General features: G+C 35.0%; 21 protein-coding genes. 4 read left to right on the forward strand and 17 right to left on the reverse strand.

The annotated features are described in order from the left end of the window. Positions 1-96 precede the first annotated feature (96 nt). Together Q5Y73_RS12900 and Q5Y73_RS12905 are read right to left on the reverse strand one after the other, a co-directional pair. The gene (locus Q5Y73_RS12900; protein WP_305992320.1) at positions 97-837 is read right to left on the reverse strand and encodes an IclR family transcriptional regulator; all 741 of its coding nucleotides are present in this window, start codon (positions 835-837) and stop codon (positions 97-99) included. A gap of 199 nt (positions 838-1,036) precedes the next feature. Continuing rightward, on the reverse strand, positions 1,037-1,531 hold the full coding sequence (locus Q5Y73_RS12905) for a hypothetical protein (protein ID WP_305992321.1): 495 nt from the start codon (positions 1,529-1,531) through the stop codon (positions 1,037-1,039). 227 nt (positions 1,532-1,758) lie between these two features. Here Q5Y73_RS12905 and Q5Y73_RS12910 point away from each other — a divergent pair, with 227 nt between their 5' ends. After that, positions 1,759-2,886, forward strand: a complete 1,128-nt coding sequence (locus Q5Y73_RS12910) for a Fe-Mn family superoxide dismutase (protein WP_305992322.1) — start codon at positions 1,759-1,761, stop codon at positions 2,884-2,886. 144 nt (positions 2,887-3,030) lie between these two features. Here Q5Y73_RS12910 and Q5Y73_RS12915 read toward each other — a convergent pair whose 3' ends face one another. The 9 genes from Q5Y73_RS12915 to Q5Y73_RS12955 all read right to left on the reverse strand — a co-directional run bounded on the left by Q5Y73_RS12915 (position 3,031) and on the right by Q5Y73_RS12955 (position 11,874). Then, entirely contained in the window at positions 3,031-4,989 is a 1,959-nt protein-coding gene (locus Q5Y73_RS12915) for a GTP-binding protein (RefSeq protein ID WP_305992323.1), read from the reverse strand. A 189-nt stretch (positions 4,990-5,178) separates the two neighbouring features. After that, positions 5,179-6,645: an amidase gene (locus Q5Y73_RS12920; RefSeq protein ID WP_305992324.1), complete on the reverse strand. Its 1,467-nt coding sequence runs from the start codon at positions 6,643-6,645 to the stop codon at positions 5,179-5,181. Positions 6,646-6,745: 100 nt separating this feature from the next. Continuing rightward, the gene (locus Q5Y73_RS12925; protein WP_305992325.1) at positions 6,746-7,597 is read right to left on the reverse strand and encodes a helix-turn-helix domain-containing protein; all 852 of its coding nucleotides are present in this window, start codon (positions 7,595-7,597) and stop codon (positions 6,746-6,748) included. A gap of 6 nt (positions 7,598-7,603) precedes the next feature. Next, positions 7,604-8,308 carry a CpsB/CapC family capsule biosynthesis tyrosine phosphatase gene (locus Q5Y73_RS12930; RefSeq protein WP_305992326.1) on the reverse strand — a complete coding sequence of 235 codons (705 nt, stop codon included), beginning with the start codon at positions 8,306-8,308 and terminating at the stop codon, positions 7,604-7,606. Between the two features lie 189 nt (positions 8,309-8,497). Beyond that, positions 8,498-9,091, reverse strand: a complete 594-nt coding sequence (gene folE, locus Q5Y73_RS12935) for a GTP cyclohydrolase I FolE (protein ID WP_305992327.1) — start codon at positions 9,089-9,091, stop codon at positions 8,498-8,500. 31 nt (positions 9,092-9,122) lie between these two features. Further along, the gene (locus Q5Y73_RS12940) at positions 9,123-9,335 is read right to left on the reverse strand and encodes a YneF family protein (RefSeq protein ID WP_305992328.1); all 213 of its coding nucleotides are present in this window, start codon (positions 9,333-9,335) and stop codon (positions 9,123-9,125) included. An 87-nt stretch (positions 9,336-9,422) separates the two neighbouring features. Further along, the gene (gene queG / locus Q5Y73_RS12945; protein ID WP_305992329.1) at positions 9,423-10,595 is read right to left on the reverse strand and encodes a tRNA epoxyqueuosine(34) reductase QueG; all 1,173 of its coding nucleotides are present in this window, start codon (positions 10,593-10,595) and stop codon (positions 9,423-9,425) included. Between the two features lie 6 nt (positions 10,596-10,601). Continuing rightward, positions 10,602-11,045, reverse strand: coding sequence for a ribonuclease HI (gene rnhA / locus Q5Y73_RS12950; protein ID WP_305992330.1), 444 nt, complete (start codon positions 11,043-11,045; stop codon positions 10,602-10,604). A 463-nt stretch (positions 11,046-11,508) separates the two neighbouring features. Beyond that, a complete protein-coding gene (locus Q5Y73_RS12955; RefSeq protein WP_305992331.1) occupies positions 11,509-11,874 on the reverse strand; it encodes a GNAT family N-acetyltransferase in 366 nt (121 codons plus the stop codon). Positions 11,875-12,107: 233 nt separating this feature from the next. Here Q5Y73_RS12955 and yfhS point away from each other — a divergent pair, with 233 nt between their 5' ends. Both yfhS and Q5Y73_RS12965 read left to right on the forward strand, forming a co-directional pair. Continuing rightward, positions 12,108-12,311, forward strand: coding sequence for a mother cell protein YfhS (gene yfhS / locus Q5Y73_RS12960; RefSeq protein ID WP_305992332.1), 204 nt, complete (start codon positions 12,108-12,110; stop codon positions 12,309-12,311). A 194-nt stretch (positions 12,312-12,505) separates the two neighbouring features. After that, positions 12,506-13,117, forward strand: a complete 612-nt coding sequence (locus tag Q5Y73_RS12965; RefSeq protein ID WP_305992333.1) for a superoxide dismutase — start codon at positions 12,506-12,508, stop codon at positions 13,115-13,117. Positions 13,118-13,402: 285 nt separating this feature from the next. Here Q5Y73_RS12965 and Q5Y73_RS12970 read toward each other — a convergent pair whose 3' ends face one another. From Q5Y73_RS12970 to Q5Y73_RS12995, 6 genes are all read right to left on the reverse strand, one after another. Beyond that, the gene (locus tag Q5Y73_RS12970; protein WP_305992334.1) at positions 13,403-14,341 is read right to left on the reverse strand and encodes an ABC transporter ATP-binding protein; all 939 of its coding nucleotides are present in this window, start codon (positions 14,339-14,341) and stop codon (positions 13,403-13,405) included. Positions 14,342-14,344: 3 nt separating this feature from the next. Then, positions 14,345-17,293: an ABC transporter permease gene (locus Q5Y73_RS12975; RefSeq protein WP_305992335.1), complete on the reverse strand. Its 2,949-nt coding sequence runs from the start codon at positions 17,291-17,293 to the stop codon at positions 14,345-14,347. A 13-nt stretch (positions 17,294-17,306) separates the two neighbouring features. Further along, positions 17,307-18,563, reverse strand: coding sequence for an efflux RND transporter periplasmic adaptor subunit (locus tag Q5Y73_RS12980; RefSeq protein WP_305992336.1), 1,257 nt, complete (start codon positions 18,561-18,563; stop codon positions 17,307-17,309). Next, positions 18,532-19,260: an ABC transporter ATP-binding protein gene (locus tag Q5Y73_RS12985; RefSeq protein WP_305992337.1), complete on the reverse strand. Its 729-nt coding sequence runs from the start codon at positions 19,258-19,260 to the stop codon at positions 18,532-18,534. The genes Q5Y73_RS12980 and Q5Y73_RS12985 overlap by 32 nt, the downstream gene beginning before the upstream one ends. Positions 19,261-19,751: 491 nt before the next feature. Continuing rightward, entirely contained in the window at positions 19,752-20,291 is a 540-nt protein-coding gene (locus Q5Y73_RS12990) for a hypothetical protein (protein ID WP_305992338.1), read from the reverse strand. A gap of 362 nt (positions 20,292-20,653) precedes the next feature. Further along, positions 20,654-21,802, reverse strand: a complete 1,149-nt coding sequence (locus Q5Y73_RS12995) for a copper amine oxidase N-terminal domain-containing protein (protein ID WP_305992339.1) — start codon at positions 21,800-21,802, stop codon at positions 20,654-20,656. 338 nt (positions 21,803-22,140) lie between these two features. Here Q5Y73_RS12995 and Q5Y73_RS13000 point away from each other — a divergent pair, with 338 nt between their 5' ends. Next, a complete protein-coding gene (locus Q5Y73_RS13000; protein WP_305992340.1) occupies positions 22,141-23,157 on the forward strand; it encodes a transporter substrate-binding domain-containing protein in 1,017 nt (338 codons plus the stop codon). The last annotated feature ends 155 nt before the right edge of the window (positions 23,158-23,312 follow it).

Genomic DNA, 23,312 nt, shown 5'->3' on the forward strand with positions numbered 1-23,312 from the left:
GCGTTGGTTAACATCGTCATCAGCTCATCCATGAGCAGACATGTTTTTAAAAAATGCCCTAGTTGATATAAGAATCACTAGGGCGCTTATCTTTTGTTATCTTAACATATTCCCCATACGATTTGCCGATTCAATGATTAATCCTGCATGATCCTTCATATTTTCTAAAGTTAATCGGTTTAAAGGACCAGAAACGGATAAGGCAGCTACCAATTGATGTGATCGATTGAAGACAGGAGCTGAAACCGCAGCAACACCAGGTTCCCTTTCTTCAACACTCGTAGCGTAACCAACCTTGCGTATCCCTGCCATTTGATCTTTGTATGCGGATATATCAATAAACTCTTTCCAATCATTGATCATATTTTCTTGTGTATTCATATCTGCAAATGCAATGAGAACTTTACTGGATGCACCTACATATAAAGGAAGACGAGCTCCGATAGGGGCAACTCTCCGAATAGAATGCTTACTCTGAACAGCTTGAATCCGAATCCTTTCACTTCCATCACGTATATATAAACTGATCGTTTCCCCTAATATATCACGTAACCGTTCCATTTCAGGCAATAAAATGGTTGCTGGGTCATCTCCTTGTGATAAATTAACAGACAGCTCCCATATGCGGAAACCCAATTTATATTTTTCAGTGGATGAATCACGAGTCACAAACCCTTTAGCTTCCAATGATGCTAAAAGACGAAAGACTGTACTTTTATGTAAACCAGTTTTTTCTGCGATCTCCGTTAGCCCCAGATCTGTTGTATCTGTAAAACAAAGCAATATGTCTAAAGCTCGATCCACTGCACGTACTGTTCCGCTTTTTGATTCTTCCACATTTACACCGCCTAATTGTTTCACATGATGAAACTAAGTTACAATAATTATACCCTATTTGTTTATAAAGTAAAACTTATTTTATATTTTTCTGGTATTGGATTTACGGATGCTGATGTTCACCATATAGATATAAGCTCATGTAAAGAGGATAAAAAAAGAACCGTAGGTCTACCAATATCCAACGGTCCTGTTATAATCAACTAGTGCTGAGTTCAATTCTTGTAATTTGACAAGTGGAAATAGCAGCACTAGATAATGTTCCAAGATCACTTAAAAATAAAATTCCTTCTCCAACTTTTGTAACGGTACCAGTAACAATATCACCATCTGCAAATGGTGCTACTCCTCCAACAAATTCTATATCAACAACTTCTCCAATAAGTAAATTTAATTCATTTGTCGCAGGGTCTTCACAACAGCTACATTCTCCTTTGACATCCTTCTTCAATGGTTTAACAGTAAAGTCAAAAGGAGGTGCTCCAACCCCTACTGCTGTGACATTACATATCGGATACGATCCATTGTTCGTCCTAGCTATAAAACCCTCTGCTGAATTAATCATAATATCCCCATCAACTCCTACAGGTGTAGCGATACCCACATCATTACGATTACTGTCACCTAATTGCTGCATGACACTCTGCATGGGACAAACACAACAATCACATTTTGTTCTATCAAACTTGCCCATCATTTTACCTCCACTTCATATTTTGATTTATTTTATGCACAAAAATAGGTGTTGGACTGGATGATAAACCATTTTAGTTATCTAATTAAAAATATCCGCATTTGTCCGTGAAACGTGAAAGACATAGTTTTCATATTCTTGCATAGTATTTTACATACAACATTTTTAGTGAGAAGGCTGTTCATATCATCGAACAAGCTCTTTTTATTTTTTAGGGGGAAAACGAAATGTTGAAAGTCTATGGAAGTTTGATGCCGTTACGGATTTTAGAGGAAATTCGTTTTTGGAAGATGCAAGAGAAGGAGCATACCGTAGTCATACGTGAGCTTGCTCCTGAATTGGAAGAGCAGTATGTCAAGCTGCTTCAAGAGTGGGAAATCGTTTTTGCTAAGATGGAAAGTACCGCACAACAGTGGATAGAATCAATTATTCGTTCACAAAATCATAGTTATCCAGTAAAACAAATGGAGCAGTTTGTAAATAGCAGTATTGCTCAATCACAGCAATTCATCAAACAGCTATATCAAATCATGGATCAAAGTGAAGTTATTAAAAACAATCAAACGATCATTACGGTCATGATGCATATTATTCGTGAGTCTGATTATTTCTTAGGTGTACTAAACGCATATCTATTAACTCCGAATGAACCTCAAATGGAGAATGTGAACGAAGAAGCTCGTGTGTCATCAAATTCATTAGATGATGATACTGAAATGACAGAACAATCAATCCCAATCGGAAAACATACTTTACCTCCTTTGCCTTATCCTTACAATGCTTTAGAACCTTATATAGATGAAGAAACAATGAAAATTCATCACGACAAACATCACCTTGCTTATGTTAATGGATTAAACAATGCCGAGCTGCAATTAGAAAAAGCTAGGCAATCTGATGATTTTTCGTTAATAAAACATTGGGAACGAGAGCTCGCTTTTAATGGAGCAGGGCATTATTTGCATACTATTTTTTGGAATATAATGTCTCCTGATGGTGGCGGAGATGCTTCTGGAGCCATAGGTGCACAAATCATAAAAGACTTTGGCAGCTATGATGAATTTAAGAAACAATTCTCTGCAGCTGCCAACAATGTAGAAGGTGGTGGTTGGGCTATTTTGGTTTGGAGCCCAAGAAGCCATCGCTTAGAAATTTTACAAGCAGAAAAACATCAAAACCTTTCACAATGGGATGTGATCCCATTGCTGGTATTAGATGTTTGGGAGCATGCATATTATTTAAAATATATGAACAATCGACCCGATTATGTTGAAGCTTGGTGGAATGTGGTGAACTGGGAGCATGTAAACGAACGTTTTGCACATGCAAGAAGATTGAAATGGGCAGCGTACTAAACTCTAGCAGTGAACTCATTAAGCAGAGCTTAAACATCGAGAAATCAGATGGAGATAGAGGTTGGTGTCTATATAGGTATCTCCCTCTGGAAGAAAAGGGAGATACCAGCATGTAGAACGTGTTTAAGCTTAACATCTTGTGAGTTATGTCAATGCTTTACGAACACTCAAAATATATTTGGACTGATCCAGAGGGTTGATTCCCCTTCTAACTCTTGATGCTGTAAAACCTTCTGGACATTGCTTATAACCATGAAAAAAGGTCATGATCGAACCCTTTCCTTTTGTTAATGAAGCGAGCTCGATAGCATATTCCATAGAAGTTGCAAGAGGAATGATTCCTTCCACTACCATTCTGTCTTCATGCTGCATCGGTGCCTCGAATGTTGCTCTCATTTGTGAAAGATCATGAAGAACTTTACCTCCAAACTGCTCTGGTATAGATATTCTAAAGTTTAACATCGGTTCCAGCAGTTTAGTTCCTGTTTGAGCCAATCCGTTCATAATCCCCATTGGTGTAGCTACTGCAAAATCCAGGGGATGTGTATGAACAACATGGTGTTCACCTTCAATTAGTGTGATTTTTAAATCAATGACATTCCATCCGCACAAGCCTTGCTCCAAAGCTGCAGGTATTCTCCTAGCCACTTCATTTTGATAACGTTCCAACAAATCTTCCTTCCGCACTACAGAATGATAGGTTAAACCACTTCCTCTATCACCAGGTTCTATTTTAAATTTAAGTACTGCCCAACAAGGCTTCGGCATGGTATAACGAATTAAACCTTCGCCCGCTTGACTAGGAGTTTCTTTATAAATCACCGATGGCTGACCAAATTCAACGTCTAAATGATACCTATCATGCATTAGACTTGTAAGAATCTCTAGCTGAATTTTTCCCATTACCTTGATATGAAGCTCTCTCTCCTCTTGCAGCCACTGTAAATCCAACAGTGGATCTTCATCTGAAAGTTCCTGCAGGGCCTTTACTATCTTAGGATAATCCTCTTCTTTCTCCCATTCAACTTGAACCGTTAAAAGTGGTACTGCCATTTGTGGATGTTCAGGAACTCCTTCAACACTACCAAGTATATCTCCAATACTAACTTCACTAAGTCCACTCAATGCCGCAATATCACCAGCTATTAATTCCCCAACATCTTCACTTTTATCTCCTAGAATTTTACGAATTTGAGTCACCTTTTCTTTAACATCCTGAGTGGCATTATAAACTACATCTCGATTCTGAACTCTTCCTTGAAACAACCTGACGTAAGCTAGTCTTCCCATCTTTTTATCTCTTTCAATTTTAAATACCACTCCAGACAATGGAGCATTTATGGATCCATTAGGTGGCGGAAGAAAATCAATCATCGCATCCATAAGCTCTTTAATACCTAACCCTTTATTTGAAGCTCCGTACAATACAGGAAATACTTCACCATCTTTTGATAACTCCATACATTTTTCTATAAGTTTTTGGCAAGAGATATCTTCTCCCTCAAGATATTGATTTAGAATCAAATGATCAAATTCCGATACTACCTCAATAATTTGATCATATAACACATCTTCTCCATGCCAAGAAGAAACCCCTTGGAAGCTTTCTTCAACTCCATGAATATATTGTATAGGAACTGCAGCCGAAGAAAGCTCTTGCTTGATACTTTCCATCACTTTTTTAGGATTAGCCCCTATTCGGTCCATCTTATTCAGATAGATCAAGGTTGGTATATTCAGTTTACGTAAAGCGTGCCAAATCACTTCCGTTTGCGGCTGTATACCTTCTACAGCAGAAATAATAAGAATTGCGCCGTCCATGACACGCAAACTTCGCTCCACCTCAGATAAAAAATCCACATGCCCAGGAGTGTCGATGAGATTCACTTTTGTCTCCCTCCATTCCAACTCTGTAGTAGCAGCAAGTACAGAAATGCCACGTTCACGTTCCACTTCCAACCAATCCGTTTGTGCAGTGCCTGTATCAACACTGCCAAGTGAGCGAGTTTGCCCTCCTTTGAATAACATCTGTTCTGTTGTAGTTGTTTTCCCAGCATCGATATGAGCAAAAATACCAACATTTCTTCTTTTATTTGAATTCAACAAGCCCGTATCACCTATTCTATAAATATTCAAAATTAAATCATATTGTATCAGTACATATTGGTTGTTTACAATACCTATGCAGGTGAAAATCAGTTTAGAGTGTTTCCCTCTTAAAGGTGAGGGAATCTTACAGCGTGTAGAACGTGATAAAATTTTGAAAACTACAAAGAGAAGATAGTTTCTTCTTCAAAATGAGATTCTTGGTACTTTCATGTCCATCTCTTTTACAATCTGATTCATGACATTCAATAATTGATAGTCCTCTCCTCGTTTTCCAACACACTGGATTCCTATAGGTATTTTTTCTTTATTCAATCCAATTGGAGCAGTTAAAACTGGATTTGCTAAAACATTAAATAAATTTGTATAAGCTGTAGTGGCTTGCCAGTAATTCAAAGGTTGATTATCCACAAAAATAGGTTTCTTATAAATCGGATGATGTCCGATTAATTTATCTTTTTTAATGTGTGGAAAAGCTGAGGTAGCACTAACAGGTGAAATAAACAAATCATATGATTCCATAAATGCATCAAAAGATGAAATCAGATTCTCTCTTTGTTTTAAAATATTCATATAATTTTTTGAGTTTAAAGGAACTAGTTTACTGGAAGTTGGGTATTTTTTTTGAATACTTCTAGTTACAATATGTTCAATCCATCTCATTAACAAAGGCTGGTTTGAATTCAATTCCGCATCGATAATTTTGCCCCATGTTTCCCAAACTTTGTTTGTGTCCACTGGGAACTGTTCAATTTTCTGAGTTTGGACACCATGCGATTTTAGATTTTCAATAAATCTATGAACATGGTCTTTCATCTCTTTCGTTATTGGTACTTCAGGAAGCTGATCCATCCAAGCTATTTTTAACTTTTTTATATTTAAAGGGGGTTTATTTCTATCTTCCAATTTATTGGAATCAGTTATAATCGAATAAGCTAACATCAAATCCTCTATATCTCTAGCCAAAGGTCCATAACAGGCTAGATGGGTTGAATGAATAAAATCTGGTTGTTTAGGTTGATTAGGCACTGGCAAATGGCCTGAACCAGATACTGTATGTTCTGTCGGTTTCAAGCTGTAAACACCACAATAATGTGCAGGTACTCTTAAAGAGCCTCCAATATCACTTCCAATATCTAAAAAACTGAAACCAGAAGCTACAGCTGCCGCTCCTCCTCCACTGCTCCCACCTGAGGTTCGCTCCAAATCCCAAGGATTGTTTGTCCTTCCATAAATCTCATTGTCTGTTTGCAAATCCATTAACAGCGGAGGTACATTTGTTTTTCCGACAATAATAGCACCGGCTTCCTTTAACCTATTTACAATATCAGCATCAAAATCAGTCATATAATCTTTTAAGGGGGAAAAGCCACTGGTTGTTTTCATCCCTTTAACTGCATACGATTCTTTAAAAGTGATTGGGACACCATGTAATGGACCACACACATCACCTTTTTTTATTTGTTCATCTGCACTTATTGCCTCTTTCAGTAGTTGATCCAAAGTTTTATTCACAACCGAATTTATTCTAGGATCATATTGTTTTATTCTTTGAATAAGCCATCTTGTCACACGCTCTGAAGTCAACTCTCCAGTGTGAATCAGCTTCGCAATTTTTCCAGCTGAATAAAATAAAAAATCATCTTGTTTCATATTCATCTCTCCCTTCAAATCTAAGATACAGGGAATAAAATATAAAAACTTGATGATTAATGCTAAACTTTTATAAGGCTCAATTATGATCTAGTTCTATTTAAGGATTCATTACAGGTATGCATATTTGAATATCTCGATCTTTACGATCCCAAAAAGCACAATATCGCTCAAAATCATAAGAGCCTCTTAATTTAAATTTCGACTTTGGCAACCAGACCCCATAGATATATTCATACGATAAAGGCAAGTCCTCTGTAGAACCTTTATGGGAAAAAATAATATATTTGCTTTCAGGTAAGATAACTTCCTTTAATGTCGAGTCCGTTTTATTATGAATGTGTATAGACTCAGCAGCTGCAAGATATGTAAAATGAATGTCTAAACCAAAAGAATCGGGATATTGTATCACACCGTAAGCTGCAAAATCTCCATTTTCATTTGATTGAATGTTATTACGTAATTTTGACCAACTTAATAGAATCGCCTCTCTAGAACCATTTGCAGCCTGATAACCTTTAAGCAACAAACTTTCCAAAGACAATTCCTCCATATCGACTATTAAGTTCAAATTCTTATTTTTAAGATATTGAATATCGATAGGTTTTTTATAAACAAATTCTGTAGTTAGTCCACTTTTTCTAAATTGATATGGATTTAATTGAAATCTTCTTTTGAATGCCCTCGTAAAAACCTCGTGCGAATCAAAACCAAATTCCAATGCTATATCCAAAATACGCCTCGAATCACTTACTAGGGCTTTTGCCGCTTCAGCTAAGCGCCTATTCATGATATATTGGCCTACTGATTCACCTACAACTTGATGAAAAAGCCTTTGAAAATGAAATTTCGAATAACCGCAATATTGACTGATCTCTTCAATAGTTAACTTTTGTTTCAAATTGTTCTCAATGTAGTTTATCGTTTTCGATAGGTTTTGAATATATTCCATATTCTTTTATCCAACCCACTTGTTCCAGAGTGTCCTTTTTTTAAATCTAGTCGGTTCTAGAGAATCAACCTTTCCGCCCTCAATTAATTTATGCGAGTTTTTCAAAAGGTTAGAGCCTGTTTGTTCTCCATATTTTTTTCTAATTTTTTTGTATGATTTATTTAAATAAGCTTTATGATTTGAGAATTCAGTATCATCATCAGCAACAAAATGCGCTAAATGATTTTTAATGAACTGCAAGGATAAAACCTGTGTTTTCCTACCTAATTTTCCAGAAATACTGGCACCTCCAACTTGTGTAAGTGCACCATATCTCACTAATTGATACAATAAATTTGGATTATGTATAATTTGCTGATTAAGTTCAGGATTAACGATGACAGGGATAAAACCCATCATTTGTAATTCATATACCAGCTTAAAAGTACATGCAGGTATTTTAAAAGCAGGCAATTCTATAAATACGTATTTTTGACTATTTTTAAGGGTTACCACTAAGTCTTTCTTCATGTCCTGAAGCAAAACTTCATAAATATAAACTTGTTGATCAAGAAACTTTTTAATATTTATATCCATCACTTTCTCTTTTTCTTCTAACTCATCTTCAGTGGATAAAATATCGTTTGAGTTAGTTTCCTCCACTATCTTTACTTTATAAAACCAATCCTTGGAGTCATTACGATATATTAATTTACTATTTACTTCATTCATATATGATCACACCTCTTAATTCATGAATGGATATATATACGTATAAATGTATATTTTCTATATTTTGGTTTTTCTAGCTTGTTTAATATTATTCTAAATACAGCTAGAGAGTCAATCTTTAAATTACAAAAAGAAAAACACCAGTGATTGTTGAACACTGGTGTTGATTTGTTTAAAATATTATCATTGTTAGTTTTTTAACAACGATAGACATTCTGCTCGGGATGCTGAATCTTTTAAAAATAATCCTCTCATCGCTGAAGTAATTGTTTGACTACCGTATTTCTTGACACCACGTGAACACATACACAAATGTTCACCCTCAACAATAACCATGACTGCTTGAGGTGCCAACACTTCTACTATAATGTCGGCGATTTCTGATGTAATTCTCTCTTGAACTTGTAATTTACGTGTAACAGCATCCACCAATCTTGCAAATTTACTTAATCCAGCTATTTTTCCATTTGGAATATATCCAATATGAATTTTACCAAAGAAAGGAGCCATATGATGCTCACACTGACTGTAGTACACAATATCTTTGACAATGACCAACTCTTGATGATCCTCATTGAAGGTTACATCTAAAATTTTACGAGGGTCAACATTGTATCCTGCAAAAATCTCTTCATACATGCGAGTTACACGAGCTGGGGTGTCCAATAATCCTTCTCGCTCAACATCTTCCCCAATAAGCTTTAAAATTTCTCTGACATGATGCTCTACTGTTTCTCTATTATCACTTACTAGGTCATTTTTATAATCCTTAAAACCTGCCATGATAAATTCCTCATTTCTAACGAGTTACAATTTATTTAAATTTTTTATTTTTCATCATTTTTTGCATTTGATTCATTTGCTGTTTGTTCACATTATAACCCATTTTCTGAGCCATTTCCTTAATCATGTCCGGATTGTTTTGCATATTTTCAAGTTGTTTACGCAAATAAAATACTCCGACAAAAAATCCAATAATTAGACCTACAATAAGAGTCACGATTGGAATGATAATATCTGCTGCCATTCATTTTCACCTCTATACAATTTGTTCAATAAAACTTCAAATAACCAATATTCACTTTACTTGATTCAAATGATTTCGTCAAATCTATTACGACTCTGCGATAACTACGGATTGTTCTGCTTTATATAAAGCATCCAATACAGCATCATTTTTTTCATGATGGATCGCTTGTTTAATGATTTCATAAGTTTCTCGCGTACTAATTTTTCCTAATGACCATGCTGCTGCTTCTCTTAATTCTGGTCTTTGATCTTTAATAAGAATATCTTTTAAAATAGGGATCGCACTTTGATCCTTGAAAATTCCAAGCGCAGTGACTGCATTTCTTTGTATTGGCTTTTTCCCTCGCCAAGCTGCTGCGCTAAATCCATACTTTTCTTTAAACTCTCGATTACTTAGTGTTAACAGTGGTTTAAGCAATGGTTTTACGATTTCAGGGTCAGGTTCAAGTTCTGGTTGATGTGTAAAGTGTTTTCCTTTATTCTTGGGACATACGACCTGACAAGTGTCGCAACCATATAAACGATTGCCGATCTTCTGTTTCAGTTCATCGCTCACGAAACCTTTCGTTTGCGTAACAAAGGATATACATCGATTGGAATTTAGTTGACCTGAACCTACTAGAGCGTCAGTAGGACAAGCATCAATACATATCGTACAGTCACCGCAATCTTCCGTCACAGGCGTGTCTGGTGGAAACGGTAAGTTTGTAATCATTTCTCCGAGATATACCCAAGATCCAAACTCTGGTGTTATCACCGCACAATTTTTTCCGAGCCAACCAATACCAGCTCGCTCAGCAACCGCTCGATCTACTAGTACACCTGTATCCACCATGCTTTCAAGTCTGACATCTGAGACTCTATCTTTAATAAAGTTTTCTAAGTTTAAAAGACGTTTTTTTAAGACATGATGATAGTCCTCTCCCCAAGCAGATCTTGAAATTATCCCTCTATAAGCACCTGGTGTCGATTTAGGAGGATCTTTTAGCTTAGATGGATACGCAATGGCGATGGATAAGATTGACTTTGGTTGATCAAATGTAAGGTTTGGATGGGTTCTCTTGTCTAGATCCGGCTCTTCAAAACCAGACTCAAAACCTTTTTCACGATGATTTATTAAAATTTGTTTTAGTTCCAAAAAAGGATCTGCCGAGGCAAATCCTATTTTATCTATACCAAGCGATGAAGCAGCTTGTTTAATTTCATCTTTTAAAAGTTCCCAATCTATTGTTGTTGATTCAGCAACTGAATATTTCAAAGCTAGTCACCTCATAGCCTGCTTTTTTGCAGCTTCCACAGCTAAAAAATCACAACGATTATTTAATTCATTATCGCTATGACCTTTAACCTTAATATACTCTACTTCATGTATTTTCATCAGCTCATCAAGCCGCTTCCATAAATCTTGATTTTCTACGGGTTGCTTTTTACTGTTTTTCCATCCGTTCCGCTTCCAATTATGAATCCAGCCTTGCTGAAAGCAATTTACAATATAAGCAGAATCACTGTGCACTTTTACCTTGCAAGGGGATTTTAATCTATTTAATGATTCTATAACTGCCAGGAGTTCCATTCGATTGTTCGTTGTGTCTGGTTCTCCCCCTGAGATTTCTTTCCTATGCTCTTCGTATATTAAAATAGCACCGTAGCCTCCAGGACCAGGATTGCCAGAACATGCTCCATCTGTATAAACGATAACTTCTTTCATGAAGAACCCTCCGTTTCTATTGGGTCAACATATCATAATACACTCCAAAAAGCGAAGTCAAATTGTCTCCCGTAACATTATACCATGAACCTCCCCCCTCTTAATACTGCATCACTTTGCATTTGAAGAAAGGGTTTCTTATCTAAAACCGTTGCACAAACTTACGAGCATTTGGATTTATCGAAGACTCTCGCAAAAGCTCCTACCACTACTTCTTGCTATTTAAGTATTTTGTAGATATTCTAAAAACACAAAAATAGAGGATATTTATAGCCTTATCTGTATCATTCTCATCAAAATCAACAAAATACATCAAAATAAGGCTAATTTTTTCCTCTATTTTTTGATCAATGTACATCAATATGCGGAATAAGACCCTCAATTTCCTCTATTTTCAAATCAAAATGATTTGATACGGGATAACCGTTCACAAACAGAAAAAATAGTGCATCTTAAAAGCTTATTATAAGCCCACCGCGTCATATTCTTGTTCTTTTTTAAATTTTACAGTATTTACGGAAATATGTATTTCCACTTTTCTTTGTGTAAACCGTTCCTTTAGTTCATTTACTAAATTCTTTCCAATATCATTTCGTTCATAATCTGGATGTTCCGTTAATATATACTGGCCTTGGTTGTTTTCAATAGACCCTATAATGACTCCAACAACCTCTTGAGCATCTTCTGCTATAACAACTAGATCGCTATCATATGAAAGCTGTTTCGAAAAAACCCTTATTGTTTTCTTGTAACATGTATCCGATAATTCTTCTTTTAATAAGTTTGTTACTTTTTCACAATCAGATAGTTGAAAAGAACGTAAATTCATATAAAAAAACTCCCCTTCATTTTTCATTGCTTAATCTAAAGAATAGCTTTTATATTTCTGTATATTTATTAAAACATAAATTTCGACAAAAATCGTTATTTTCCTGCAAAAATATTAAAAAAATATGAATTTACTCATATTTCCTCATGAAAACGCTTTAAATTAAGCGTTTTCATTAATATCCAGAATAATCTATTTTTCTAATGTGCATAGTATATAAATGAGGTGATGAGATGTACTTGAATGAAAGAAACTTACAACATTTACAGGACATACAGTTAAAGGATTGGAAAATGGATGAACTAGAAATGCATCATCAAACGATGAGTGACTTATCCCCATGGTTGAATGCGGAGGGGGTTTCATATCATCATAAAATTATAGATGAGATCAAACAAAGAGGAGGGGATACAGGGGACACTAATTTTACAGACTAGATTAATCTCAACCTATAGTTCTATCATAAACTAGCATTCACTCAAATGATCCAAAAGTGTGCTTTCTACGATCACTTTCACTATCTTTTCCATGATACTTGCTTGGACAGACTTTTTAAACATAAATGTTGATTTATTATCAAAAATAGGTGATAATAAAATATGAATACATATAATGGGAGGTTTTTTTAATTATGGCACATCAATTACCTGAATTACCATATGCAAATAATGCACTTGAACCACATATTGACGAGCAAACAATGATGATCCACCATGATCGCCATCATGCTACTTATGTAACTAAATTAAACGACGCTATTGCTGGAAACGCTGAGCTTGAAGGCAAAAGCATCGAAGAACTTATTGCTAATTTAGACAGTGTACCTGAAAACATTCGCGGAGCTGTTCGCAATAATGGAGGCGGACATGCAAACCACTCTTTATTCTGGAAAGTGATTGGACCAAACGGTGGCGGAGCACCAACTGGTTCATTAGCAGATGCAATTGAAAGTGAGCTTGGTGGATTGGATAAATTCAAAGAAGCTTTTGCGAATGCAGCTGTGACTCGTTTCGGAAGTGGATGGGCATGGTTAATTGTTGATCAAAGCGGTAAGCTTGAAGTTAGCAGCACACCTAACCAAGATAGCCCAATTATGGAAGGTAAAACACCAATTTTAGGCTTAGATGTTTGGGAGCATGCTTATTATTTAAAATATCAAAACAAACGCCCTGATTACATCGGTGCATTCTGGAATGTAGTAAACTGGGAAGAAGTTGGCAAACGTTACGAAGCTGCTAAATAAATCCTATTTACTAGATCACTTATGATAAGTGGAAATAATACTTAAAGTATTATTTATTAAACCCATGATAAATCGCATTTCTTGCGTAATCGTGGGTTTTTACTTTTTATAACAAAAAAAGACTCCTCCCATACTAGTGGGAGAAGTCTCAAAATTAGAAAGGAATGTTTTATGACAGTATTTAAAGTCCCTCAGCGCAATCATTACTGACTGCTTACTCTATACTATGAAATCCATCGGATAGTTGCTATGGGTATTAGCGGATATTTACTCCTAAAAATGAGATCATTGCGCCAACTCCACTTCTTTCTCTTTACTGTTCTTTTTTGCTTCTTTCTCATTTTTTCCTTCTTCTTGAGGGGAAGTAAGAATAATCTTGTTATCCTCAAGCTGAAGCTGTACTTTATTTTTATCCGTTAAACCGATAGACTTTAAATAAGTGTCTGGAATTTGCAAGCGACCTGCTTTATCTAATATGGCAAACTCCTCATGCGTTTCATCCTCTTCCTCAAAACTTAAACCTAACTCTCTCATGTCTTCAACTGATCTTTTTCGAATCATTTCTGAAGACGTTTTTCCATCTCGAATTGCTACTACACGATTCACTTTTTTAGCTAATAGAGGATCATGAGTTACAATCACAATCGTCAAACCAAACTTTTCATTTAACGTTCGGAATAAGTCAAGAATTTGATCAGACATTTTAGTATCTAGTGATCCTGTAGGCTCATCTGCTAATAATAACTTCGGGCGGTTTGCCAATGCTATCGCAATAGCTACACGTTGCTGCTCCCCACCAGATAGTTGATTTAATGTATTATTCATGCGATGGCCCAAGCCTACCGCTTCTAATAACTCTTTGGCTCGTTCTTTTTTACGTCGACCTTTTAGAAGAATCGGAAGCTCTACATTTTCCAATGCCGTTAAATATGGAATAAGGTTTCGAGCATTATTCTGCCAAACAAAGCCTACAGTTTCTCTTTTGTATTTTACATAATCCTTTTCTTTAAACTTTAATAAATCCATACCATTCACAGAAACAGTACCTGCTGATGGACGGTCTAATCCACCTAACATATTTAATAATGTTGATTTACCGCTACCACTATTTCCGATGATAGCCATTAATTCCCCATCTTTTATTTCAAGGTCCAATCCTTGTAAAGCAACAACTTCAAGATCTGCTACCTTATAAATCTTTACTAGATTTTCACACAAAATCATGACTCAATCCTCCCCTAATTTTAAGGCTTGATGAATTTTGATTCGTGACAGCATATATCCTAATATCATAATGCCGATTAGGATAATAAAACTAACAATCATATAAATCTGCCTCTGATCTGAAGGGTCGATAACCACTTGGAAAGGTGGAACTTGTTCAATTGGGTTGAATGTAATTTGAAATAATGTAACAAACAATTTGCTCGTCAAAATTCCAGTTGCAATTCCCATAATCATCGCCGCACCTGTTGTTAACACTTGTTCTAGTATCAGCATTTTGATCAACTCTGAAAATCTAAGTCCCATCGCACGAAGCATTCCTAGCTGTAAAGTTCTACCTTTTAAAGTTAAGATCCAATATAATAGAAAACCACATAAACTAATCAATATCGAGATGATAAAACCTAATGTCATAACCCCGTTAATCGCAAGTTGAAATGGATCGTTTTTCACTTTTATTATTTGTTCCTTAGCATTTGTAAATTCTTTCAACCAGATTCGCTCTTCTAAAATGCCATTATACAGCTCTGCCGTATTTGTAAAATCAGGTTGTAATTTTGCCCAAAAATCATAAGGCCTAAGTCCTAAACGAGATTGGATGAAATCCAAATGGCCTACAACCAATTGTGGGGTTTGTGAAGCGATCAAATTAGGATTCGCTTCAAGTGTAGCCACTGGAATATCCAGCGATTCCGCTATTTCCTCTAATGATAAAGCATTTGGGTTCCAGCTTGGCCAGTAATCAATAATGCCATACACCATAAATTCGACATTATCTGTACCAACCCATCCCATATTCACGGTGTCTCCAACTTTAATATCATGTGCATCCGCAATAGATTGTGAGATCAAGATCGCTTGTGGATTTGTAGAAATCAAGTTCAAGTAATCATAAAAATGATAATCCATCAGTCCATTTTTAAACCAAGCCACTCGTCCAAAGTCAGCTGTATCAATACCCATTAACTGAACTTTAGTATTTACCTTGTTATTCGTAAAATTAACATTATTTTCTTTAAACACTCTTGTTACATGTTCGACACCTGGCAAGTTTTTATAAGTCTCAATGGATGGTTCAACATATTGTGTATACGTATTATCCAATGCCTGTTCTGAAGCTCCGGGCAAATATTGATCAGGATTATCGTTACCAAACTCCACACTCATAGTCACATCTGCACCTGTTGTGTAAGAGATTTTATCTATCATATTACTATTAATCGTTCTTGCAGCACTCGCACTAAACATCCCTGTTGATAAAGTTAATATAATAAATATCATCAGCAGCTGATACTGTGTAGCCGAACGACCGACTTGTAATAATGTAGAATACGAAACTGGACTCCATCTTTTTCTACCTAACCAATAAATAAGCTGTATCATCCAAGGGTATATACGCAGTAGAAACAATCCCATCCCAATAATAAATAAATTAGGAACAATAAATAATAAAGGGTCGATTGAAAGTTCAGAAGTGAAGACGCCTGAAGCTATCACATCGTTGATTTGATTTTTAAACGTATATAATCCATACAAGCCAACAGCAATAAAAATAATATCAAAATAAAACTTATGTAAAAAGGAACTCTTTTTACTTCGTGACATACTTCTTTTAAGACTGACGATATTTTGACGAGTATGGACAAAGGCAGGTACTAACATCATAATAATCGTACCAGCTACCGCAAATCCAGCATAAACATAAGCCTCACCAGTGATATCTACTTGCAACGAGGTACGTTGGACAAACTGTAAGAATCCATTCGAGGAGCCCAATACTTTAGTGAAAAACTTAGCAATATATATACCGGAAAAATAAGCAAGACTTCCTAAAATCAAGCCTTCAATTAAATAACCACCTAAAATTTGCAGGCGATTCGCTCCACGACTTCTAAGTACTGAAATTTCCGTTTTCTGCCTTTCAATAATTAAGTTGGATACTAAAAAGATATAAAAAGCAATCATGATTAATACAGGAATATATAAAAAGGAAATCATCGTTTTTAATTTGTCTTGTTTTAGATCATAACTTTCTAAAATACTGATAATTGGAAATTCAACTTCATTACTTTTTATATTTTTATCACTATTTGTATAAGCATCTAGGTATCTTTTAAGACTAGTATTGGCATCAACTAAATTTTGAACGGATAATAACTTTATTTTTTGATAATCAAAGGCTAAGGTCCAACTGCTGTTTCTTACTGGTAGTACATTCTGAACCGTAAATTGCTGCTCAAACAAATTAAAATCCAAATAAAATGTTGTATTGAAAAGATTATTATTAAAATATAAATCACTATAATCCTTTGGTTCAAATATTCCTACAGGTTTCACAGTAATTAGCTCTTGACTGCCATCTAAAATGACAATCTCTTTATCTAACGAAATATTTAAAGAAGAAAGAGATTTCTCTGTAACTAAGACTTCATAAATATCATTTTCTATTTGCTCTGAAGGAAGGCGGCCCTCTATGATCTTAATATGATCATTTAATTCAGACAACCCCATCACATTTATTTTTTTACTTCGCTTTGGAATTCCTTCACCTTTCTCCTCATCCGCTGTTTGGTTATAATAATTTAATTCTTCTAGGGGGATAAAAGAATAAGTCAATGTCTCTCTTTGTTTAACATAACTTATAACCGGCAAAGAGATTAGCTCCGTAAATTCTTCCTCCATATAAGAATCAACATCAGAAAGATATTTTACTCGATCCTCAGGAGGCATTACGCTTCTAGTTATCGATTCAACATTAAATCTACCGGGAAAAACTTCATTTTCCAACTGATAGTTTTGAAGGTCTTTCACCAACATCCGATGCAAAATTGCATTAGTATAAATTGGAATACTACTAGTGAGGGCAACGGAAAGGATTAAACCAAGCAGCAGGCTGATTTCAAGCCATTTGTTTTTGATCATTTTTCGAATGATCATTGTAAGTATAGCCACCATTCATCCCTCCTTAGTTAAGAATCAGTTGCTGACCTTCTTCTATTCCACTTATAATTTCTACTTCTGTTTTCGTTTCAATACCAACTTCAACATCCACTTCAATTCTGCTTTCACCATCAAGTATTTTTACATAATTTCGACCTAGATACGTTTGTAAACTAGCAGATGGAATGACAATCGTATCTTCCTTTTCTATTAATGTAATGGTTACATCTACACGGTCACCGATCTCAATCTCTTCTGGAAGCCCTTCATCCGGTTTAACAAAAATAGTTGATTTGTTCAATTCCGTCACTTCTCTATCTGTAGATGCTGGTGCAGTTTCAGGAGTCTGCACTACTGTGCCTGTAAAAACTTCATTATTGTATTTGATTTCAACCGCTTGATTAATTTCAGCATCTTTTGCATCTATCATTTCTTCCTGACTATCTAATCTTGCTAATACAATTAAATTGTCAGAGTTTGCGATTTCCACAATAGGATCATAAGCTGTCACTGCTTCTCCTAATTTTAAAGGGTTTGTATAGGTTACGACTCCGTCCATTTTAGCCACTAGTTTAGTATTGCTTAATTGCTGCTGCAAATAATTCAACTCGATCTGAGCCGTTTCAAGATTAATCTCCAGTAAACGAATCAATTGATCATCCTGTGGATATACTTTATTTCCTTCTGTATTAATGAGAAGTTTATCGTAGGAAAATTGGAGTTGTTCAACCTGCTGCTGCATTGCTTCTAACTCTTGTAATGAAACCGCTCCTTCTTCATATAAACGCTCCGTTCTTTCTAAATTCATCTTAGCATCTTCTATAGAAGCTTCTATATTTTTTAAATCTAGTTCGTTTTGTGTATCGGGTAGGTCCAACTCCACTTCCTGTTTAGCTTTTTCCAATTCTATACGTGATCTTTCAACAGCAAGTATTTGCTGCCTGACTCTTTTAGCTAATTCTTCATTTTCAAGTTGTGCAACAACATCTCCTCTACTCACGGTATCTCCTAACTTCACATCAATAGAGGTTATTCTGCCCCCATGCTCTTTAAAATAAAGAGAATCCATATTTGAAGACCTAAAGTTGCCTTGTAAATTCAAATTCTTTACGATGGATCCTTTCTCAACCGTTAAGAGCCTCACTTCTTCTTTTTTAGGCTCTAATAATGGAGGAGCTAATGGCTCTTCTTCTGCAGGTATAACTGAACAGCCAGCTAAAGCTAAAACCATAAAAGGTATGAATATGAATTTAAATGTTTGCAATTTGTTTTGTTTGAACAATTTCCCCATCCTCCAATTCGTACAGATAATCTACCAGCTCCATAACGTCAGGATCATGTGTGGTTAATACTACTGTCATTCCTGTATCTTGTATTAGTTTTTTAAATAAATGTATAACTTGAAAAGCCATTTTACTGTCTAATTCTGCAGTAGGTTCATCAGCTAATATCAATGCAGGTTGATGGGCAACACATCTTGCAATGGCAACCCTCTGCTGCTCTCCTCCAGACAACTCATAGGGTCTATGTTTCATTCTTTTCTTCATTCCAACTAGATTTAAAGCTTCTTCAGCCAGCTTGGTGCGCTCCTTGCTAGGAATATCAGCAATTCTTAAACCAAATTCTACATTTTCAAGCGCTGTCATATATGGAGTTAAAGCAAAAGATTGAAATATGAGTCCAATATCCTTCCTTCTTAAATTTGTGCGCTCTTTATCCGACAAATCTGTTATATTTTTGTTCTGAAAATATACAGTACCTTCTGTAGGTTTATCCAACGTTCCTAATACATTAAGCAGCGTTGTCTTTCCAGATCCGGACCTTCCTTTTAACGCAACTAAGCAACCTTTAGGGATATGTAAATTAACGTTTTTTAAAGCATGTACAGCATTGTTCCCTTTTCCAAATGTTCTTTTGACTCCTTTAGCTTCCATAATTAGTCCTTGTTGATGTTGTTCCATTTGTTGTTCAGGAATCATTGGACACCTCCTAAATCATGATATGACTATGTAAATAAAGAGAATCTTGCTTTCAGTGGGAGTTTTTATAGCTCCTGCTGAAAGTTAGATGACCTTATCAGGTGAAATGATGCTGTTATTTACAGCATGAGAAAGTGGTAAATGATTAAACTTTTTGAGGGAAGATAACTTTACACACTATTGTGGATTTTATCCCAATTATACTAGGTAAATATGTGAACACAATGAAATCGCTTCATCTTCTAATGAATTAACAAATTATCTTAAGATAACACAAAGTAAAATAGAAAGAGGAAGTTTTATAGATTTTAAAACTGATTTGAATTTAATGAAATCGAATTCAAAAATATAGTTGTTATGCACACAAACTAAATCATCGTTTTTCCCAAACAAAAACACCCCCGAAAAGTACTTTTATGAAGTCACCATTTCGAAGGTGTTTTTTATCTCGTTTATTTAGAATACTATATGTTTAATCTAATTGTTCTTTTTTAGTTAGAACTATCATCTGAAATGACATTAGGGACATAACCCAATTCATCATGAAGTAATTCAAAGAACTTTTCTGGTCTATTATCAACACTGATATGAATATCTACTTTAGGATCGTATACAAATAAGAGATCGTTAATATCTATAATTGATGTTAGTTCTTCTCCTGTCTTCATGTCATAGATTTTATCTGTATTTACATCAATTTTAATCGTTAATAATTTATTGACATACTCTCCTGTTTCAGCATTGTAGTAGAAACCAAGTCCAGTCTTTTCATCGATGTAATCAAAATCATTTTCTAAATCGATTGGTCCAAGTTCTGATACTTTATCACCCCAAACTCCCTTAGCATCTTCGTTGGCTTCGATCTCTGCTAATTGTTTGTGTATGTCGAGAATTTGCGTCATTGCTTTAGATTGCTGTTGTATTACTTGGGGAGCAACCTCCGTTGATGCATTCGTCTCAACCACGCCTGATAAACCTATACTTGATGCTAATAATCCTCCGGCAATTCCTAACGCTAATATTTTTTTCATTGTATATCTACTCCTTTATATTTTTTTTCTTGCTCAAATAATATGATATATGGAAATACTTAAGAAAATTTAAAGTAAAACTAAAGGTTGATTAAAGAAAACCTTAACTATACAGAGATAAATTCACCATGTTCTTGGCTGAACTGGTGTCAGAGTTTCCTTAGGGTGTGGAAGTTTACAATCGACCCACACGGAGGTGATAGTTTATGATTGACCACATGTGTATGGTGTGATGTTAGTCAGCCATCATTAAATAATTTTTTTATAAATTCTGAAAGTGTAAAAAAAACCTCCCATATATGTAAGGAGGTTATCTCATCGATTATTTATATTAATTTTTCAAAATCTCCAATATTTCTTATTTATTCAATAAATTCACCAAACTCTTTTACATACCAACCTACTTCCTCTACTAACCAATTTTCATCGTAAGGTAAATTTTTACTTTCTTCTATTAATCTAAAATATGCATCATTTTCAAGTAACTCTTCTACAGAACTATATCCCTTAACAGATGCTAGTTTATTCATTGCTTCTTCATATGATTCCCCAGCTTTTGGAAAATCTTCATGTTGATACATAGTTGGGTAGTATTGGTCACCGAAAAGTTCTAGTCCAACCTCTTCAAATGTTTTTCCTTCCGTACTAATATTAGCATCGGTACTATATAATTTTTCATATACTATCCCCCAAGGATCTCCGGGTATGTCGTATTTATCTTTCTGTGCAATGATTTTATCTGCTTCAATTTTAGCCTGCTTCAGTTCACTCTCTGATGCTGTGGATGGATCATCAACCAAACTCAATGCATAAGGTCCGTATTGATCAAATAACTCTTTATCTGCTACTGTCCATTTTTCATTCGGAACAAGACCTTCTACAAGAAATTTATATCCTTTGCTCAAATCACCCATTTCGTATTGTACTGAAACACCATCTGTCATCATGTCAATGAAATTGTAATCCTTGTATTGAATCTTATCAAAATCATCATAAGTTTTTGCCTTTACAATCGTATTTACTGAAAACACATTGGATGGTGACATATTAGATGATACAATTTCTACTCGTTTTGCACTGCCATCCCAATTCACTTCAGATCCAAGCGCTTCACTTACGAATCGAAGTGGAACATACGTTGCACCTTCAATGATTTCTCCAGGTTGGGAAAGTTGAACAGATACTCCATTCACTTGAGCTGTCTGTTCTCCAATCACTAATCGAATGTCATCTTCATCTTTCTCTGCATATACTGTTTTCGTCTCACTATCCCATTTTACTTCAGCACCCAAAGCAGTAAATATGCCCCTTAATGGAACAACTACACTACCATTTATCATCAAAGGGGATTGTTCAAATTGTTGCAAAGTTTGATCAATCGTGACTGATATTCCTTTTTCTTCAGCAAATGCTTCATTACCACCTCCTATTAACAAATTACTTGATAATGCACCTCCAACTAAAACAGTTGCAAGGGTTGTACTTCTTACAAACTTTTTAATACTATTCATGATTACTAACCTCCTTAAATATTAACTTTATTGTATAGGTTTGATTTACGTTATTTTTTAAGTAAACCTAAAACTTTCTTAAGAAATCTTAAAGAAAAAGATTTGGAATCGAATCGCTTTATAATAAAGTAACTGTGAGAAACGTTATTTCTTTGGTTTACATAACCTTATAAATTGTTGGAACAATAAAGATGAGATGCTTGGTTTACTTCCGTTTATAAGGAAAACGATGCAATGAATTGTTTCTTTATAATATCTTGATATTTTTTTTATATTTTCTTAAGAAATTCATCTTAGAATTTATTTTGAAGAGAAAAAAATAACTTGGAGGTATTGTAATGAAACGTATATTTTTATTAACAATCGCACTTTTATTTGTCTTAGCAGGTTGCAGTGCAGAACTAGCTGAACAAAACAGTAACAAAGAAAGCAGTGAAACGGAAACAACCAGTCAAAACCAAAACGAAAATAAAAACAAGGAAAATATAGATGAAGTATTGATCGTTGGCATAGAAAAAGCAAATCAACCCTTCGCATATTTAAATGAAGACAGCGAATTAGTTGGAATAGACGTAGATTTTATGAAAGCTATTGCTGACAACCAAGGATTATCCATTGAATTTAAACCTCTTTTATTTAGAGACCTTATTCCTTCTTTACAAGCAGGTGAGATTGATATTGCTATTTCCGGAACATCATTAACAGTAACGGATGAGACAAAAGAACAGGTAGATTTTACTGCAGAAGACGTATATTTAACTACTATGAATATAAGAGCTATGGTACAAGAGGAGGGTTCTATTAAAAATATTGAAGAATTAAAAGAAGGGGACGTGATTGTCGCTAAACAAGGAAGTATCGCTGCAGATGTAGCTCTACTCCTTTCAGAGCGTTTTGGAGCACAGGTTAGATTGTATGATACAGAAGAGGAAGTCATATTAGATATTAAAAATGGAAATGCTCATGTTTCACTTGTAAATGGATTTGCAGCTCAAGCTATCTTGTTTGATAATACTGACTATGAATTAAGACTCCTACCAGATAGTACTTCAGAATACACAGATGAAATTCTCGGGATAGGAGGAATGACGATACCCACTCAGTCCATCGCAGTTGAAAAGGGGAATACTCAATTATTAGACCAATTAAATGAAGGATTACGACAAGGGAATGAAAAAGGAAAAGGTGATATATTCTATCAAATTTCCAACAAATATGTTGTGGCTATTCAGAATATGACTCCGGAGGAATGGGAATTATTAAAAAAAATAGACCCAAGTAACACTGATGAACAGATAAAGGACGTATTTTATAATGGAGAAAATTTATACGACAGAATACATTCAAATAAGTAATAGTTAACATTGATACAAAAGATATTCTTAAGATAAGACTAACAGAGTCAACATATAGGATATCTTTTGTATCAACACTACACATTGTTAAGATAAACTAAACCTCTGAATTACTTTAAACCTTTTTTGCTTGCTAAAACTAGATTTACCTTTAG

This window comes from Chengkuizengella axinellae (assembly GCF_030730905.1).
Lineage (GTDB): Bacteria > Bacillota > Bacilli > Paenibacillales > KCTC-33759 > Chengkuizengella > Chengkuizengella axinellae.

Coding starts and splice junctions, on each gene's coding strand:
- Q5Y73_RS12905 (WP_305992321.1), bottom strand. CDS start 1,531: ATGGGCAAGTTTGATAGAACAAAATGTGATTGTTGTGTTTGTCCCATG.
- Q5Y73_RS12955 (WP_305992331.1), bottom strand. CDS start 11,874: ATGAATTTACGTTCTTTTCAACTATCTGATTGTGAAAAAGTAACAAAC.
- Q5Y73_RS12990 (WP_305992338.1), bottom strand. CDS start 20,291: ATGAAAAAAATATTAGCGTTAGGAATTGCCGGAGGATTATTAGCATCA.
- Q5Y73_RS12930 (WP_305992326.1), bottom strand. CDS start 8,308: ATGAATGAAGTAAATAGTAAATTAATATATCGTAATGACTCCAAGGAT.
- Q5Y73_RS13000 (WP_305992340.1), top strand. CDS start 22,141: ATGAAACGTATATTTTTATTAACAATCGCACTTTTATTTGTCTTAGCA.
- rnhA (WP_305992330.1), bottom strand. CDS start 11,045: ATGAAAGAAGTTATCGTTTATACAGATGGAGCATGTTCTGGCAATCCT.
- Q5Y73_RS12985 (WP_305992337.1), bottom strand. CDS start 19,260: ATGATTCCTGAACAACAAATGGAACAACATCAACAAGGACTAATTATG.
- folE (WP_305992327.1), bottom strand. CDS start 9,091: ATGGCAGGTTTTAAGGATTATAAAAATGACCTAGTAAGTGATAATAGA.
- Q5Y73_RS12970 (WP_305992334.1), bottom strand. CDS start 14,341: ATGATTTTGTGTGAAAATCTAGTAAAGATTTATAAGGTAGCAGATCTT.
- Q5Y73_RS12940 (WP_305992328.1), bottom strand. CDS start 9,335: ATGGCAGCAGATATTATCATTCCAATCGTGACTCTTATTGTAGGTCTA.
- yfhS (WP_305992332.1), top strand. CDS start 12,108: ATGTACTTGAATGAAAGAAACTTACAACATTTACAGGACATACAGTTA.
- Q5Y73_RS12995 (WP_305992339.1), bottom strand. CDS start 21,802: ATGAATAGTATTAAAAAGTTTGTAAGAAGTACAACCCTTGCAACTGTT.
- Q5Y73_RS12925 (WP_305992325.1), bottom strand. CDS start 7,597: ATGGAATATATTCAAAACCTATCGAAAACGATAAACTACATTGAGAAC.
- Q5Y73_RS12965 (WP_305992333.1), top strand. CDS start 12,506: ATGGCACATCAATTACCTGAATTACCATATGCAAATAATGCACTTGAA.
- Q5Y73_RS12910 (WP_305992322.1), top strand. CDS start 1,759: ATGTTGAAAGTCTATGGAAGTTTGATGCCGTTACGGATTTTAGAGGAA.
- Q5Y73_RS12920 (WP_305992324.1), bottom strand. CDS start 6,645: ATGAAACAAGATGATTTTTTATTTTATTCAGCTGGAAAAATTGCGAAG.